This window comes from Paenibacillus swuensis (assembly GCF_001644605.1).
Taxonomy (GTDB): Bacteria; Bacillota; Bacilli; order Paenibacillales; family DY6; genus Paenibacillus_N; species Paenibacillus_N swuensis.
In genome coordinates this window covers 3,322,828-3,339,413 of record NZ_CP011388.1, presented here as the reverse complement: position 1 = coordinate 3,339,413, position 16,586 = coordinate 3,322,828, and the positions used below count along the sequence as shown (strand labels likewise).

Sequence of the window (16,586 nt, the reverse complement as noted above, 5' to 3'; positions counted from 1 at the left end):
TTAAACCGCCCCGCTTCCATCCGAACTTTTTGACATCTCGACAATCCGTGCCCCGTCAAAGAAAAAGAGATACATTTCCGTCACAGGTCTCTTCCAGATTTGTTCCACGGCTTCAGCATACAAGTCCAGTTGCACTTGATAACGCTCTGAGGCCGCCTGCCCGTCGCCACCATGAAGAGAGTCCGTCTTGTAATCTAGCAAAACAAGTCCGCCGTCTTCTTTCTCAAATACACAATCTATCACACCTTGGATCAAAATATTCTCGTTTGCGGAAGACGTATCGATCGCGTCTGGATACACGCGGCGCGCCTCCAATATTCGGCTGAACGGAATTTCCCTTTGCACCCGCGGGCTTCGGCAAAGCGCTTGTCCCAGGGGACTTCGGAAGAAGTCGCTGACGACGGCTGCGTCAATCACATTACTCTGCTCTTCTGTCAGCTGCTCACGTTCCACCATAGCCGCAATTTCATTAAGGATGACTTCGTGATCGATATCCGCGGACAACGGCAGCTGCTGCATCACCGCATGATAAGCGATTCCCCTTTCTGCCGGCGTGAGCTTACGCGCCTCCAAGAACCTCGGTCTTCGAATCCACGAGCTTTGCGCGCTTTCCGAGTTACTGGCCGCTGCCGGTCCAACCGGCAAAGCCTCCGCTTCCTCTTCCGACGGCATCCATGTCTTCAGACGTTTCATCTCCGTTACTGTCGTCTTGGTAAAATACCCGGTGGCTTCCGCGTCAGGGTATTGCCAGTTTAAGCGTGAGGATACTTGACTTTCTAGCTTATCCTCCGTTTCCGATACCTTCTGCAGGGGTACGGCTTGTTGCAGATATGACAACAAAACTTCCCGCTCCCCTTCACCTTCTGAACCGGCGGCCGCTTCCAAATCAGCCTGTATTCCGCCCGAAAGCACATGGATCCGGAAACGGGAGGGTTCTTCCGCCATCAGGACCGGTGTATGCACAGCCAGACCCCATTCCTGTTTTAGCGTAATGGAAGCGGGATGTCTCATCAGAGCGGGGCCCAGCCAATCCAAATAAGACCTGGCGCGTGCCAGCATCGGTTCCGGAAGGGACCAATCTGTCGCTTCCATCGCGGCGCTCCACTTGGCCATCTGTTTCTCCAAATCTTTCACCGCGGAGACCAAATATAGCTTTTCTTTGGGACGCGTCAGTGCCACATAGAGCACGCGCATTTCTTCGGCGAGCATTTCCATACGCATACTCCGCTTAATCGCCAGATTAGGCAACGTTGGATAACTGAGCCTCAGCGCGGTATCCACAAATTTAGGACCGAAGCCAAGTTTTTTGTGCAACAGGAAATTACTCTTGAGATCCGACTGGTTGAAAGCCTTGGATAAACCCGCCACAAAGACGACGGGGAACTCAAGCCCTTTGCTTTTGTGAATGGACATAATCCGGACCACGTCTTCCTGCTCCCCAAGCGCACGCGCCGCGCCCAAATCTCCCCCGCCGTCCTGCATCCGCTCAATAAACCGCAAAAAACGGAACAGCCCTCTGAACGATGTCGCCTCATATTGACGCGAGCGGTCATAGAGGGCTCTCAAATTCGCTTGCCGTTGAATCCCCCCCGGCATGCCGCCTACCAAATCGTAGTAGCCGGTTTCCCGGTAGATGTTCCAGATTAAATCGGCCAAAGAGCCTTGTCTCGCCTCTTCCCGCCAACGATCCAACCGCTCTGTAAAGGCTGTCAGCCGGTCACGCAACATATCCGATAATCTGTAGGGAGTGTCTCCAAGCGGTGTATGCTCGGGGTCCGGTTCCAAAGCCTGCAACACAGCGCCGTAAAAGCCTTGTCCGCCTGTAGCCCCTGAAGCGGAAGCCGTTCCCGCAATTCGAATTTGAGCCAGCTCTTCCGCTGTAAACGCGTAAAGCGGCGAACGTAACACACCTGCTAAAGGAATATCCTGATAAGGATTGTCTATGATTTTCAGCAGAGACAGAATGACTTCCACTTCCGTTGCTTGAAAATACCCCGTGCTCAGCTCCGCATAAGCCGGAATGCCCGCAGCCCGCAGCCGTTCCATCATGACAGGAGACCACGCCTGCGTAGCGCGCAGCAAAATAACAATGTCGCGGAACGAACCGCTGCGCATGCCTTTCGTTCTTTTGTCATACACCTGAAAGGGTCTGTCACCGCCGTCCAATGCGAGCAATTTGCGAATCTGCAACGTGATCAGTTCCGCTTCAAGCTCCGCTGTCGCCAGTTCGCGCAAATCCGATAATGCCGAGTCTGTCGGCGCACCGCTCCCCTCATCCGAATCCAAGGAATCTGCACTGCTTGTTCCGTTTGCATCCGAAAGCTCATCATCTTCATCGTCGTCCGCCGCATTCGCACCGCGATTGTACAGCAACATTTCTACGGCATAATCCTGATACCCGGTCTCCGCGCCTGTCGGGTATGTTGCCCCGCATACCAGTTCAGCCCGTTGATCATAGTTAATTTCGGCAACGTTCTCGTTCATTAACTGTTTAAAGATAAAGTTTACACCGTCGACAATTTCCGCACGGCTGCGAAAGTTCCGGGCCAAGTCAATTCGTAGTCCCTTTGTTTCCTGTTCAGCGAAAGATTTATATTTAGCCAGGAATAAACCGGGGTCCGCAAGTCGGAAACGATAAATGCTCTGTTTCACATCGCCTACCATGAAACGGTTGCCCGCACCCTCCCGGGAAATGAGCTCCACAATCGCTTCCTGCACCATGTTGGTATCTTGGTATTCATCCAGCAGCACTTCCATAAACCGCTCTCTGTACTGTTCGGCCGCCTCGGACGGCAACAACTGATCTGGCGTGGAATCCGGACTGCGCAGAATCTGCAGGCAAAAGTGTTCCAAATCCGCAAAGTCGACGAGGCCTTTTTCGGTTTTCGCTTCGGCGTATTTGGCGCCAAACGAAATGACAATCCGCACGAGCTCCTGCATCAATGGAGCCAGCGCTGTAAGCTCCCGCAAATATTCGGCCGGTTCCCGCTCGAAAAGTTCGTCCCTGATGGAAACCAACTGTTTCTTGGCTTGTTCCCGGAGCGCCTTAACCTGATCTTGAACGGCTTTGTCGGTCTCGTCAGCCTTGCAAGGCTTCAGCTTTCCGAATCCCGCTCCTTGAAATGCGTGATACAAGTGCTCCCAACGCTCTCCGTCAGCCACTTCCAATAAATAACCGATCAGAGCCAAATCGTCTTGTAAATTAGCCGCATATGGCTTCGGACCGCCGGGGGACTCCGCTAACTTCAGAGCTTGACGCAGGGAGTCCAACGCTCCTCTAAGCTCCATCCGGACATCGCTGCGAATCGCAAGAAACCACTCCGATTCTTCCAGTTCCTCCAGAGTTTCCATTTCAAAGGATTTCGCGGTTTGTAACAACCACGCCTCCGGCCAGGGATGACTTCGGGAGAAATCATACAGATTCTGTATCAAGGAGAACAACACATCATCATTGCGCTCACCGCCGAAGCTTTCCGCTAACCTCCAGAAACGGCCGTCCACTCCTCCGGTTTCATACAACTCTTCTACCTGCTCTTCCAACACATCCTGACGCATCAGTTCCGCTTCGGTTTCGTTAGCAATACGGAAGCCTGGATCAAGCGGTACGAGCTGGAAGTACTTCTGAATAACCTCCATGCAGAAGGAATGCAGTGTCGTAATGGAAGCCCGGTTCATAAGCGCCAATTGGCGCCTTAAGTGGTCGGAGTCCGGACTCTTTACCAATTCACCCTCGAGCGCTTCACGGATACGCTCTTTCATCTCGGCCGCCGCGGCTTTCGTAAAAGTAGCCACCAGTAGGCGATCCGCATCCATCGGCTCCTCCGAGGAGGCGATTTTTCGTATAATTCGCTCGACGAGTACCGCCGTCTTCCCGGATCCGGCCGCCGCCGCAACCAGCATATTCTGTCCGCCTCTGGTAATGGCGCTCCACTGATCATCCGTCCATGTCGCATGGGCAGGCTTGGCCACCGGGATCCAGGCGTTAACTTTGTCTTGTTCAGTCACTGCTGTGTTCCCCCTTTTCCCGTAGCAAATCCCATAACTGATCTTTCCCCTGCTTCGCCAAACCTTGGTATCCGTTACCCTCGATCAAAGTATCGAACTGGCACACCGGCTTGTACGCGCAAAAAGCGCAAGGCGTCTTCGGTCCGAGCCGGATGGGTGATATGTCCACCGTTCCGTCGGTAATCTCGGTTCCGATTTCACGGATCGTGCTGCGGACCGCCTTGCGTAACACGCCCCATTGATCGCGGGTCATCACCGATGAAGTGCTGTAGAAGCCTCCGTCCGCCTTAAGGGCAAGCGGCAGCAACGCGGAATGCCCTTTCTCAAGTGAGCCGTCCATCAACTGCACAGCTTCCGGTTCGGCCAGAACGAGACCTTTCATCTTGAACCTCTTGAACACCCGGTCCTCCGCCTCTTCCGCCGAAAGGGCCGCGCTAACCTGTAACAACGGGTTATGTACATGGAAATACAAGGCTCCCGCCGGAATGGCTTCGCGGCCAAGCCAACCTTCCGCATGCGTGACCAGGACATCCAGATAAGTAAGAAGCTGTAAGGCCAGACCGTAATATAATTCATCCAGACGTAAAGAAGTCTGGCTGGATTTATAATCAATTACGCGCACCATCAATCCGCTCTCGCCTTCCGCGCTGTCCACGCGGTCAATGCGTCCGATAATGTCCATGGTGCATCCGTTATTTAACTTGAAAGAGAGCGGCGGAAGCTCCGAAACCGGACCTCCGAAATCCATCTCCAGCCGCAAAGGCTCGAACGATCCGCGGCGGGCGTGCTCGCCCAACACAACGGACGCGCGGCCAACGATGTCCTTCAGCTTACGGGAAATGTAAGTAAATCGCTTGGAGCTTAACAGGATTTCGCTTTGCAATCTCGGCGTAAGCACGTCCACGGCATCGTTCGCCTCCTTGCGGCACTCAGCGGCGCTGAGCGCGCCCCAGCTAACCCCCTCGCGCATCAGATTCTGCGCGATCATACTGAGAGCGGCATGGAACAGTTGCCCAATATCCGGCGCTTCCAGCCTGTAAACCCGCCGTTCCTGCAAGCGGAGGCCGTGCGACATGAAATGGCTGAACGGACAGGCTACGAAACGCTCCATCCGCGACACGCTTGCGCGAAGATGCGTGCCGTACAAGCGCCTGCTCGTATCCCGGCTGAGACGTTCCACTTCATTCGTATAGAACAGAGATTGCAACAGGGTTTGTAACTTGGGCCTCCACTCCGGTTGTGACACAAACCAGTTGTAAACTTCCCACCAGACCGAGGCAATCTGCGACCCTTTCTTCCATTCTCTCAATTGCGCGATCAGGTAGGATAAGGCGCGTTCTGGATGCGCGATATAGTCCAATGGTGTCCGCTCATCTTCTTCATGGCTTGAAGGTATAAATACACCGGGATCCCCCATGAGCGTACCTTCCTTAAGGGCGGGGAAAGTTTGCTTCAACCGTCGAATCAGTTCAGACGGCAAGAGGGATTTGCCTTCTTCGTCGGCGAGCGGATAGCTCACCCACAGCCGGTCGCTGGCAACCGTCATGGCTGTATAGATCATGAAGCGTTCATCCAGCAGTCTTCTGCGGGCGCTTGGCGCAAGCAGGAGTCCCGTCTCCGCAAGGCGGTCGCGCTCCCCTTCGGAAAGCACGCCGTCTTCGCTGAGTCTGCCAGGAACAACGCCGTCGTTCACACCAAGCAGGAACGCGTAACGCACCTTTCCTGAGCGGGTGCGCTCCATGCTTCCCAGCAGCACTTGATCCAGCGTAGGCGGGACCAGACTGAGCCTGATGCTCTCGAGCCCCGTCTCGACAACGCCTGCGAATTGCTCCGGCGTCATGGCTTCGTCGCCCATCGTCTCGACGATCTGGTCGAGCAAATCCACCGCCGCGCCCCACAGCTGGCGGTGTTCCCTCGCCTTCTCCGCCCTGCCCGCGGCGAGGGCGTCCATACTCCAGCGCTCGAGCCGTTCGGCCGCCTTCAGGCTGTCCAGCAGCCCGTAAAGCGCCTCGGCCATGCCGCGCGCGGTCTTCGCGGCTTTCAGGCCACGCTCGAACGCCGCGAGCGGCTCCGCCACGGCCCGCCGGGTCACGTCCACGCGCTGAAGCTCCGCGCGTTCCCGCTCGTTCGGCCCGGTCGGCTCGTCCTCCAGCGAGCGCTGGAGCTTGTAGGTCCAAGGCCGGTCGTCCGTCCACCGGCCGCCCTGGATGCCGAACGCGAGCACGTAGTTCTCGAGTTCGTCCAGGTTTCGGCGCGTGATATTTCGCGCCGTAAACGCATCCCCTTCGACGTGGATGTCGAAAGGGGAAGGGAGATCTTGCTGCGCGAACGCAGGCAGCAATCCGGTTTTGACGCAGCGGAACACGGCGTCATATCGCCAGTAGCCCGTGACGACCTCCAGGGCGGAGCGGATCAGTTCCGCCAGCGGGTGGTGGAGCACGGTGCGCTTCTGGTCGAAGAAGTGCGGGATGCCATGATCCGTAAGCGTTGTGGCCAGCAGATCCTCGTAATCCGGCATGTTGCGGACCAGCAAGGCCATATCCCGCCACCTGACATTACGGTCCCGCGCAAGACGCACCATCTCGCGAGCGGCGCCTTCCACTTCCGCACGTCGGTGAACCGCTGAATGCAACACCACACTGGGCTCCATTTCAATCGGTCCTTTATACGGAATCCGACGATCAAACGTAGATTCCAGATGCGCCAGCATGAAGCTCCGCTCATAGCGCGGCAGCGGTTCCCCGCCCATCACGAAATGAGGCTCTGTCATCACGCCGTTCTCATCGGCAAGCTCTCTGAGCTTGATCATCGTGGTTGCCGTGGGATGAAACAACTCCAGTTCATGGGGTTCACGGCCCGATTCATAAGGCTTGTCCAGCGTTAAGGCGATATTTACTTTAGCGGAATGGATCATGAGCTGCTCGAGCACGGCGAATTCCTGAGGCGTAAACCCGTGAAAACCGTCGATCCAGAACACGGTTTCCTTAATAAAGGAAGAGGAGCCTGCCTGCTCGGTCAGCGTCGCCAAATAATCCTCGGAATCGATATGATGCGGTCCCAGCTCTTGCTCAAACTCATCATAGATCAGCAGCAAATCATGCAGCTTGTCCTGCAGCATCCGCTCCTTGTCAGGCAGGATTCCGTTGGTCTGAATATGCTGAAGCAGGCCGCTGCCGTCGATTTGATACCTTTTGAACTCATTATATAAATCATTGACACGGTCGATAAATCCGCTCTGTCCGTTCCCTTTGGCGAATATACGCAAATCCTTGGCACGGCGGCGGATGATTTTGTGTAAGAGCATTTTTTTGCCGGTATCATCGATATGTATTCTTGTCGAGCGCCCCACTTCTTGCATGACCCGAAAGGCTAAACGGCGAAAGCTTAGCGCCTGTACGCGAATGATCCCTTGAAGTCCCGGTGTCTGGGCGAGTTCGTACTCCGCGCCGAAGGTCGCTTGCTCCGGCACCAGCAGCACCATTGGCTCACCGTCCGGTTTCTCCCTCAGATTGTCTCTGATTTCATCGAGCATATGCCTCGTTTTCCCGCTGCCCGCCCGACCCAAAATAAACTGTATCGACATCTTCCGACCTCCTCTATCATTCTCCTATTTTACCATTAAAAGTTTGTCGAAGCACTTGGTAGAATCATGAACAGAACGGGTCTCCGGGAATCCGTTTCAAAACTTGTGCTGTAGTTTAAAATGGTTCATACTTGTGTCATGTTTTTTGGGATGGATGATAATTTGAGAAGGAGTGATCGGAATGATTATAGATGTTTATCAGGATACGGTGTGTCCATGGTGCCGCATTGGCAAAAAGAACATGATGGAAGCGCTGGATCGCTGGAGCGTGGATCATAAGGAGCCTTACAGTGTACGCTGGCACGCGTTTCAACTGGATCCGACAGCGCCGAAAGAAGGCCGGGATTTCAAAGAAACGATGACGTCGAAGATGGGAGGTCCGGAGCGGCTGGGTCAGGTGATTGAGCATACTTGCGAAGCAGGCCGGGCTTGTAATCTTGAATTTAACATGGATCGGATCGAGTACATGCCGAATACGGTGAAATCGCACCAGTTGATCGCGCTCGCGTCGGATGAATACAAGCAGCCATTAATTGATGCGATTTATAAGGCCTATTTTGAAGACGGGCAGAATATCGGCAATTTGGATGTGTTGATGAACCTGGCCAAGGAAGTGGGCATGGGGTATATTGACGCTCTGCGGAAGCAGATGGAAGACGGTCAGGGGCTGAACGAAGTCGAGGAGGATGTGAACAAAGCGCGCGAAATCGGGATTACCGGCGTGCCATACTTCATCTTCAACAACAAGTACAGCTTCTCCGGTTCGCAATCGCCCGAAAACTTCCTGAAGGTGCTGGAGCAGGTAGCGGAGAAGGATCGCGAGAACGTTTAAATTGAGTTGCAAAAGAAGGCCCTGCCGCATCGTTTCGCGGCAGGGCTTTTAGGTTTTGTGGAGTTAGCATACTATGAAACGGTAAATGGTTCACTAATTAAAGTGATGGATGTCAACGTACGCCGTTGAACAGTTTTTGAGATGAAGAGTTCACTATGGAGTAAGTTATATGCTCATCAAGCCCATATTGTTGTTTATCCATTCCAATTCTAATCGTGTTCTGTTGATGTGAATCGTGATGGTTACAGCCAGTGCTCAGCAGTAATATCAGCGTCACAATGCAAATCAGTTTATAAGTTTTCATATTTTAACCGCCCTGGTGTGTGTTCGAAAATAACGATAGTTTTTCACGCTAATTTTATTTTCCACAAAAATAGTTTTTATCGTTATTTATGCGGAAATAAGCTGGTGACAGTTAGTTTATTACCAATCCAAGGAAATAGCGTGATTTTTTATCGTTATTTGGGGTAGAAAATATAATAGCGTGATTTTTTATCCTTATTTTAATTCACTTCACTTACACCGGATTGTGCTCAGCAACCTCTTCTTTCCCCACCGAGACTTTAGCCCCTTGCTGCAGCTGATACATCTGGTAATAGCGTCCGCCAAGGCCCATCAACGATTCATGGTCGCCGCGCTCCACCACTTCACCCCGATGCAGAACCAGAATCTGATCCGCGCTCCGGATTGTAGACAGCCGGTGGGCGATGATGAATGTGGTGCGCCCTTTTTTCAGCACATCCAGCGCGTTCTGTATGATCGTCTCCGTTTCCGTATCGATGCTTGCGGTCGCTTCATCCAGAATCAGAATAGCCGGATTAAACGCCAGCGCCCGCGCGAACGAAACCAACTGCCGTTGCCCCGCCGACAGCGTGCTGCCCTTCTCAATGACCGGTTCATCATAGCCTTTAGGCAGCGATGACAGCAATTTATCCGCACCGACCGCGTTTAATGCATCATTCACGGCTTTCCTGCTGATCGCGGGATCATCCAGAGACACATTCGAGGCAATCGTCCCCGTGAACAAGAACGGATCCTGCAGCACGATGCCCATATGCTGGCGCAAAAGCTGTTTCGGAATCTCCACAATGGACTGCCCGTCGATCGTAATCGCGCCTTTCTGCGGATCATAGAATCGGAACAGGAGGTTCATGATCGAGCTTTTGCCCGAACCTGTATGACCAACCAACGCCACCGTCTGCCCTTGTTTCGCCTCAAACGTGATATTCTTCAGAACATAATCCTCTTTGTAGGCAAAAGATACGTCCTCAAACCGCACATTCCCCTTATATCGAGGCAATTGCCCCTCCGCAACGTCGGTTCCTTCTGTGTCCATTAATTCAAACACCCGCTCTGCCGATACGCGCGCCGTCTCGAGTTTGCCCAGTTGATTCACCACATTCGTAACCGGACCGAACAAACGGGTTAAATAGTCCACAAACGCGTACAGCACACCGATCGATATGAGACTTCCCGCTTGCAACGAGGCTCCCCCGAAATACCAAATCACCATCACAAAAGCGATATTCCGCAGCACGCCGACTAAATTGTGAGAGGTGAGGGCATTCAGGTTCAACAACTTATTTTCATTGGCAAAATGCTGCTCGTTAAGCTCGTCGAATTCTCTCTGCGTCTCTTCCTGACGGCGGAAAGCGCGAATGATGCTCATGCCTTGAATCGACTCGTTAATCATCGCGTTAATATCGCTGAGCAAAGCTCGAATACGGTGGTTATACCGTTCGGCTGATTTGCGATACAGAACAATCCACAGCAAGACAATCGGGATTAACAGCATCGACACTGCGGCAAGCTTGGCGTCCAGAAAGAACATCGCGGCAAAGATTCCCGCCATATAAATCGCGCTGTTCACGAACGTTGCCAGCACCGTCACATACAGCTCCTGAATGGACTCCGTATCGTTCGTTACCCGGGAAACTACTTTGCCCGCCGGCAAATTGTCAAAGTAATGTATCGGAAGCCGCTGAATTTGCTTAAATACGTCCATCCGCATCCGCTGAATAATTCGATTAGCGGACGATTGCAGAAGCAGCTTTTGGTAATATTGGAAAAAGGATGCGACCGCAATCAATCCCAGATAAAGGGCCATCAACTGAATGAGGGCCTTTATTTCAGGCTTGTAAAATGCGAACAATTGTTGCTTCGTCAGTTGCTCAACAGCATACTCCGCGCTCTGATTCTTCGACTTCACCGTCAGCGTTCCATCCGCTACTAAACGCTCCCCGTCGAAAGGCAGGGACTGATTCAGGAAATAGAAGCTTACGCCGGATTGCAGCAACCGCACTTCTTTCCCCCGCTGTTCGCCTTCCTCCAGCCGATCGCTTCGCTTGTAAAAGCCACCTTTATACTGCACGGCATCTTTGGTCCCTTGCGCCGTTTCCACCCAAGGCTTTTCGATGCCCAAAATATTGTTGTCAATCATCTGCTTCGCGATCAACGGACCGGATAACTCGGCACAGACCGCGATCGTCAGCATAACCAGCGCGATGCTGATCGTCTTCTTATAAAATAAGGCGTATTGTAACAGTCTTCTTCCTACGCTCACGGTCTTCACCCGCTTTCCGTCAAATGCGCTTCCACCTGCTGCAGGTCGAATTGCTCTTTGTACCACCCGCCGAGCCGCATCAGGTCCTCATGGGTACCCTGCTCGGAGATCGTGCCTTCATCCAATACCAGTATCCAATCCGCATGCTGTACAGCGGAGAGGCGATGGGTTGAGATGAGGGTTGTTTTGCCTTGCCGCTCTTGGCGGATATGGCGAATAATATTCGCTTCGGTCTTCGCGTCCACGGCGGACATCGCATCGTCCAGCAGCAATACTTCCGGATCGGTCATTAACGCCCGCGCAATCGAGATCCGCTGCTTCTGTCCGCCGGATAACGCCACGCCTTTCTCACCGACCAACGTATCCAATCCTTGTGAAAGGACGTTGATATCTTGAGCGAACGAAGCGGATTCGAGCACATGCATCACTTGCTCTTCCGTGCCGTCCGGACGTCCGAACTTAATATTTTCCCTTACCGAACGGGAGAACAGAATCTGCTCTTGCGGCACATAGCCGATCCATCCATGAATGTCGTTTACGGCAATATCGGCAAGATTGGTCCCGGACACCGTTACGGAGCCTTTTCCCAGCGGATATTCACGTAATAGTTGCTTTAGCAGTGTCGTTTTCCCGCTGCCTGTGCGACCGACGATGCCTAACGTCTGACCTCGCTCAATTCGGAACGAAATGTTACACAGATTCTCTATGGAAGATGAAGGATACTTAAACGACACTTCATTAAACTGAATAACGGAAGGTACCGGTGTAGGAGCCGGTTGTTTAGGACCTGCCACATCTTCCGGATAGGACAGCGTTTCAATGACACGATCTAACGAGGCGTTCCCCCGCTGCAGAATATTGATCAACTCGCCCAAAGCGAACATCGGCCAAATCAGAATTCCTAAGTACACATTAAAGGAAACCAGTTCACCTAACGTCAGTTCGCTTGTAAATACCAGATAGGCTCCGTATCCCAGGCCGATCATATAACTCATACCGACCAGAAGCTTAATCGTAGGTTCGAATAAAGCGTCGATTTTCGCAACGGACAGATTTTTGCGAAACACATCATCCGTTAAGTCCTGAAACCGTTGTTCGACCGCCTTCTCTTGCACATAAGCGCGGATGACGCGAACCCCTGACACATTCTCGAGCACCTGGTCGTTCATATGACCGAAAGCATCTTGAGCCACCGTGTAGCGCTTATGGATCGCACCGCCGTAATAGGCCATCGCCACCGCGATAATCGGCAAAGGCAGCATGGAGGCCAGCGTCAGCTTCCAGGAAATAAACACGCTCATAACGGTCAGGATCGTGATCATAAAGAAGGTGGAATCCACCAGAGTCAGTATCCCGAACCCGGCCGTCATCGATACCGCTTTAAGGTCATTGGTCGCGCGCGCCATCAAGTCTCCTGTGCGGTTGCGTTCGAAGAAGGTCGGCGTCATTTTGAGAAAATGCTTCATCAATCGCGATCGGTACGCCCGCTCCACCAGGAAGGCGCCCCCGAACATTTGGTACATCCACACGTAGGTTATGCCGTAAATAAACACCGTTAACGCCAGATAGCCGGAAATCATCCAGAACAAGCGGGATGCCGTCATTGTATTCGTTTGGATGTAATCAATGGCAACCCCCAGCAATTTCGGAGGAATCATTTCCACGACCCCGGCAATAATGAGCAGAATAATGGAGATCGTATACCGTTTCCAATGTTTACGGAAAAACCAGCTTAATTTCTTTAGTACATCAAACATGTTACCTACCTCCTTCAGTCGCAAAATAAAAAAGACATAACGCGGGTATGCGCTATGCCGTGGTTGGCTGTATTGTTATGCGCAAGCATTGGAATGCGGTGCGCGCGCAGTAAGCAGCAATCAGCGAGTTCCTTGCTGACCCGTTTACTACATTCATCCGTTAAAGGAGAGGCACCTGTCCCGATCTGAAGTTGTGTTGACGCGTGCGGCGAAGTCTGCGGTTTCCAACTCCAATCATGGCAAGGCCCTCCTTTCCTCTGTCGTTTCTGAATTATTGCTAATTTACCATGGTCTTCACAAAACTGTCAACGCGGGAACATCATTTTAACGATACTTTACAATGTTTTTGTACGTGTTCGCGAAGTAAGGATAAGCTTTACGATTTCTTGCAAAAGCGATATAACTTAGGGGTATGGTTTGTTACAGAGTGAGGAGAGGACGAAATGATTAAAGCGATTATTTTCGACTTTGACGGGTTAATTCTGGATACCGAAACCCCTTGGTATGAAGCTTTTCGGGAAATCTATGAAGAACACGGGGCGCATCTGCCGATCGAGCTGTGGGGATTGGGTGTCGGCACGTCGGGCGAGCATTTTGACCCCTATCTGTATTTGGGAGAATGCACCGGGAAACCGGTGGTCAAGGAGCAGATTGATGCCTTGTTCACGGTAAAGCACGGAGCACTGATGGAGTTGCAAGGCGTGCGCGAAGGGGTTGAAGATTATCTGAAGGAAGCGCAGGCGAAGGGAATTCGCATCGGCCTGGCTTCCAGTTCCCCGCGGGCGTGGGTGGAGAGCTACCTTAAGCAGCATGGGTTGTTCGAGTATTTCGAGGTCATCAAAACCGCGGATGATGTTCTCCGGATCAAGCCGGATCCGGAATTGTATCTGGCGGCGTCAGAGGCGTTGGGCGTAGCGCCAGCGGAAGCGGCAGCGTTCGAGGACTCGCCCAACGGCGTGAGGGCCGCGGTAAGCGCGGGGTTGTACAGCGTCATCGTGCCGAATCCGCTGACCGCTCAGCTGGCGTTCGATGCCTACGACTTGAGGCTGGATTCGATGGCGGATCTGAGCCTTGGCGAGGTGTTGAAGCGGTTGGAGCAGACGGAGCGATGACGGTGATTGGTTGAAGCCGTGGATTGAAATTACGGACAAGTTGTTGCGTTAGAATTGCCTAGGTATGCTACACTCACTATAATAGAGCTGGATTTAATTTTAAGCACGGAGGCTTAAGTACATGGCAAAGACACCAAAGCGACCCACCCGAGATGAGTTTGTCTTGGAGGAGATCGGTAATCAGATTACCGAATCATTCAATGAAGAATCTACTGTATTGCTAACGATCTGGGCTTGGGAAAATCAGGTTCGAGGTCAGATTGTTCATCTGGATTCAAGAACAGGAAAGGTTCATGTTGATAATGGACAAGAGACAATTAAAATACCGTTTATGGACATTATGGCTCTAGATTATCCAAGAGATTAACATCCACAAAGTGAATCAAATGAATTAAACAAATAACGTCCTCAACCCTGATTAGGTTAAGGACGTTCTTCGTCGTTACAATTAACTGCGGCGCTTCGGCGGATTTACACCGGCCAGACCGAACATACCCAGCAAACCAAACCAACCTAACCAACCATAATCGTTCTGTGTCGTGTCCGCCGCTTTAGCATTATAAGTGTTCATTTGATACAGGTTGTTACCGCGTACCTGATTGTTACCGTTGGCGTTGTTTGCCGCTGTACCCCCGTAATACGGCGAACGGGAAGTACCCATGAAATTCGGTGCTGTAGGTCCGTTTGATGTGGCGTTGTAGTTTGATGTCCCGTCAAAACCGCCGATTCCCGCACCGTTGTATTGCGCTCCGTTCATGGTATGATCCATAGCGTTCCGGCCGGAGCGTGTCATCATCCCGGCAGCGCCGCTTCCCATGTTATACAGATTGTTTGTCCCGTTCCCCAACATACCATTACCATTACCTCTACCCGTCATACCGTTACCGTTACCTTGGCCGCTGCCCGTCATACCGGCTTGGGAATAGTTTGCTCCTGCGGATTCCAACGAACCAAAACCAGTACCGTTATGGCTTGTTGCCCCGCGAATCCCCATGGAATTCTGAAAGGACTGCTCATAAGCGGATGTTCCTGAATACGTCTTGAACCCTTCCCCGTCTTTTGCAAAGGTCTTTGGGTTTGTCCCGCCCGTATTACCAGCGGCTTGAACATTCACCCCTAAAGATAAAGCAATCCCTGCAGTCAATAAAAGTGCTGCTGCCTGTTTGTTCATTTGCTGGACTCCTTTAATGTGCAAAATGATCTTCAAGCTTAGGGTTTTCAATTGGGGGTTGACTTATCCGTTATGAACATCGCTTGTATGGAGTTACCAAAAAAGCCATCGCTGCGATGGCTCAATACTATTTTTTACTTCTTACTTCAAATATGGCGAATTTCAGATAATGCCCCTCATCCACACCCAGAATTTGCGGATGATCTTTGCCAGCACCGCGCCATTCGACCAGGCGGAGGATTTTACCCGCATCGATGGCAGCTTCCTGAATGGTTTCCAAAAACAGATCAGGACGCATATGGTAGGAGCAGCTTGCGGTTACCAGATACCCGCCCTCATTCACCAACTTCATCCCGTGCAGATTAATATCTTTATAGCCGCGGCAGGCGCCGGTCACCGCACTCTTCGTCTTCGCGAAAGCAGGCGGATCCAGAATGACCACATCCCATGTCCGGGCAGCAGAGGTCAGCTTCTTGGACGTATCCACTTTCTTGCCTTCCGCCGTACCCGCTGTGGATCGCTCAAGACGTTCATCCAGTCCGCGTACCTGTTGTCGCAAATAATCGAACGCATCCGCCACCACGAACTCTACGCGCTCGGAAAAGCCGTTAACCTCTACGTTCTGCCGCGCACTCTCGATGGCATGCTCCGAAATGTCCAGGCACGTCACTTTCTTCGCGCCGTACTTGCACGCGTTCAGGGTGAAACTTCCCGTGTGCGAGAAGCACTCCAGCACGGTCGCGCCGTCCCAGTAAGGGAATGTCACGACCTTGCCGTTCGCGTTCACCGGCGCCGTCACCGCGGCCCCGTCTTCGCCTTCCACTTCGCGCAGCGCAATCCCGCTGCGCCCGCCCCAGCCCCGCATCAGCTTCGCGATGGAGGCTCGGTTTTCCCGCTGGTCAAAGAAGTAGCCCGTCTTCTGCCCCTCCACGATGTCAACCTCGAACCGCAAGCCGTTCTCGCGAATCGGCACATGCCGCGGGCAGTCGCCGTAGAGCGCGCCCGTGCGCTGCTCCAGCCCCTCGAGCTCGCGCACGCTGACGTCACTCCGCTCGTAAATGCCTCGCGGCGCGAACACCTTTATCAGCGCCGCCACCAACGCGTCGCGGCGCAAATCCATGCCCAGCGTGAGCAGCTGGACCACCAACACGTCGTCGAACTTGTCGACGATCAGCCCCGGCAGGAAGTCGGCTTCCCCATACACGACGCGGCACGCGTTCGTGTCTTCGAGGAAGCGCTGCCGGTGCTCCCAGGCGCGGAGCAGCCGCTCTTCGAAGTAGGCCTCGTCCATCTCAGCCAGCGGCGTATACGCCAATACGCGAACGATAATCTGCGATTTGGGATTCCAATACCCTGTCGCCAAATATCGGCCTTGGTGGTTGTGTACTTCCACCAAGTCGCCCGGGTTTGGCTCCCCCTCAGTACGCTCCACTTCGCTGGCAAACACCCATGGGTGAGCCGCTTCCAATCGTTTCTTACGTGACTTATGTAAAATTACCGCTGCCATATCCAACATCCCCTTTTACCGATTTCACAGAAAAACCCCAGACGTTCGCCTGAGGT

Annotated in this window: 9 protein-coding genes; 3 read left to right on the top strand and 6 right to left on the bottom strand. The window is 52.8% G+C overall.

The genetic code is table 11. The features are described 5' to 3' along the window. Both addA and addB read right to left on the bottom strand, forming a co-directional pair. The gene (gene addA / locus SY83_RS14670; protein ID WP_082882555.1) at nt 1-4,005 is read right to left on the bottom strand and encodes a helicase-exonuclease AddAB subunit AddA; all 4,005 of its coding nucleotides are present in this window, start codon (nt 4,003-4,005) and stop codon (nt 1-3) included. Next, nucleotides 3,998-7,588, bottom strand: coding sequence for a helicase-exonuclease AddAB subunit AddB (addB, locus tag SY83_RS14665; protein WP_068607728.1), 3,591 nt, complete (start codon nt 7,586-7,588; stop codon nt 3,998-4,000). Before addB ends, addA begins: the two co-directional genes overlap by 8 nt. 181 nt (nt 7,589-7,769) lie before the next feature. Between addB and SY83_RS14660 the strand changes: the two genes are divergently transcribed. After that, entirely contained in the window at nt 7,770-8,420 is a 651-nt protein-coding gene (locus SY83_RS14660) for a DsbA family oxidoreductase (RefSeq protein ID WP_068607725.1), read from the top strand. Nucleotides 8,421-8,937: 517 nt separating this feature from the next. Here the strand turns inward: SY83_RS14660 and SY83_RS14655 are convergent. Next, entirely contained in the window at nt 8,938-10,983 is a 2,046-nt protein-coding gene (locus SY83_RS14655) for an ABC transporter ATP-binding protein (RefSeq protein ID WP_068611120.1), read from the bottom strand. Nucleotides 10,984-10,988: 5 nt separating this feature from the next. Further along, a complete protein-coding gene (locus SY83_RS14650) occupies nt 10,989-12,740 on the bottom strand; it encodes an ABC transporter ATP-binding protein (RefSeq protein ID WP_068607723.1) in 1,752 nt (583 codons plus the stop codon). Between the two features lie 443 nt (nt 12,741-13,183). Here SY83_RS14650 and SY83_RS14645 point away from each other — a divergent pair, with 443 nt between their 5' ends. Both SY83_RS14645 and SY83_RS14640 read left to right on the top strand, forming a co-directional pair. Then, nucleotides 13,184-13,852 (top strand): HAD family hydrolase, encoded by a 669-nt coding sequence (locus SY83_RS14645; protein WP_068607721.1) that lies wholly within the window; start codon nt 13,184-13,186, stop codon nt 13,850-13,852. 121 nt (nt 13,853-13,973) lie between these two features. After that, nucleotides 13,974-14,219, top strand: coding sequence for a YolD-like family protein (locus SY83_RS14640; RefSeq protein ID WP_068607719.1), 246 nt, complete (start codon nt 13,974-13,976; stop codon nt 14,217-14,219). 81 nt (nt 14,220-14,300) lie between these two features. Here SY83_RS14640 and SY83_RS14635 read toward each other — a convergent pair whose 3' ends face one another. Together SY83_RS14635 and SY83_RS14630 are read right to left on the bottom strand one after the other, a co-directional pair. Continuing rightward, entirely contained in the window at nt 14,301-15,023 is a 723-nt protein-coding gene (locus SY83_RS14635; RefSeq protein WP_068607718.1) for a hypothetical protein, read from the bottom strand. 127 nt (nt 15,024-15,150) lie between these two features. Further along, a complete protein-coding gene (locus tag SY83_RS14630; RefSeq protein WP_068607716.1) occupies nt 15,151-16,530 on the bottom strand; it encodes a class I SAM-dependent rRNA methyltransferase in 1,380 nt (459 codons plus the stop codon). Nucleotides 16,531-16,586: the final 56 nt, after the last annotated feature.

Excerpts from the sequence above, each read along its gene's own strand:
- SY83_RS14635 (WP_068607718.1), bottom strand. The coding sequence starts at position 15,023 with ATGAACAAACAGGCAGCAGCACTTTTATTGACTGCAGGGATTGCTTTA.
- SY83_RS14630 (WP_068607716.1), bottom strand. The coding sequence starts at position 16,530 with ATGGCAGCGGTAATTTTACATAAGTCACGTAAGAAACGATTGGAAGCG.
- SY83_RS14650 (WP_068607723.1), bottom strand. The coding sequence starts at position 12,740 with ATGTTTGATGTACTAAAGAAATTAAGCTGGTTTTTCCGTAAACATTGG.
- addB (WP_068607728.1), bottom strand. The coding sequence starts at position 7,588 with ATGTCGATACAGTTTATTTTGGGTCGGGCGGGCAGCGGGAAAACGAGG.
- SY83_RS14660 (WP_068607725.1), top strand. The coding sequence starts at position 7,770 with ATGATTATAGATGTTTATCAGGATACGGTGTGTCCATGGTGCCGCATT.
- SY83_RS14640 (WP_068607719.1), top strand. The coding sequence starts at position 13,974 with ATGGCAAAGACACCAAAGCGACCCACCCGAGATGAGTTTGTCTTGGAG.
- SY83_RS14645 (WP_068607721.1), top strand. The coding sequence starts at position 13,184 with ATGATTAAAGCGATTATTTTCGACTTTGACGGGTTAATTCTGGATACC.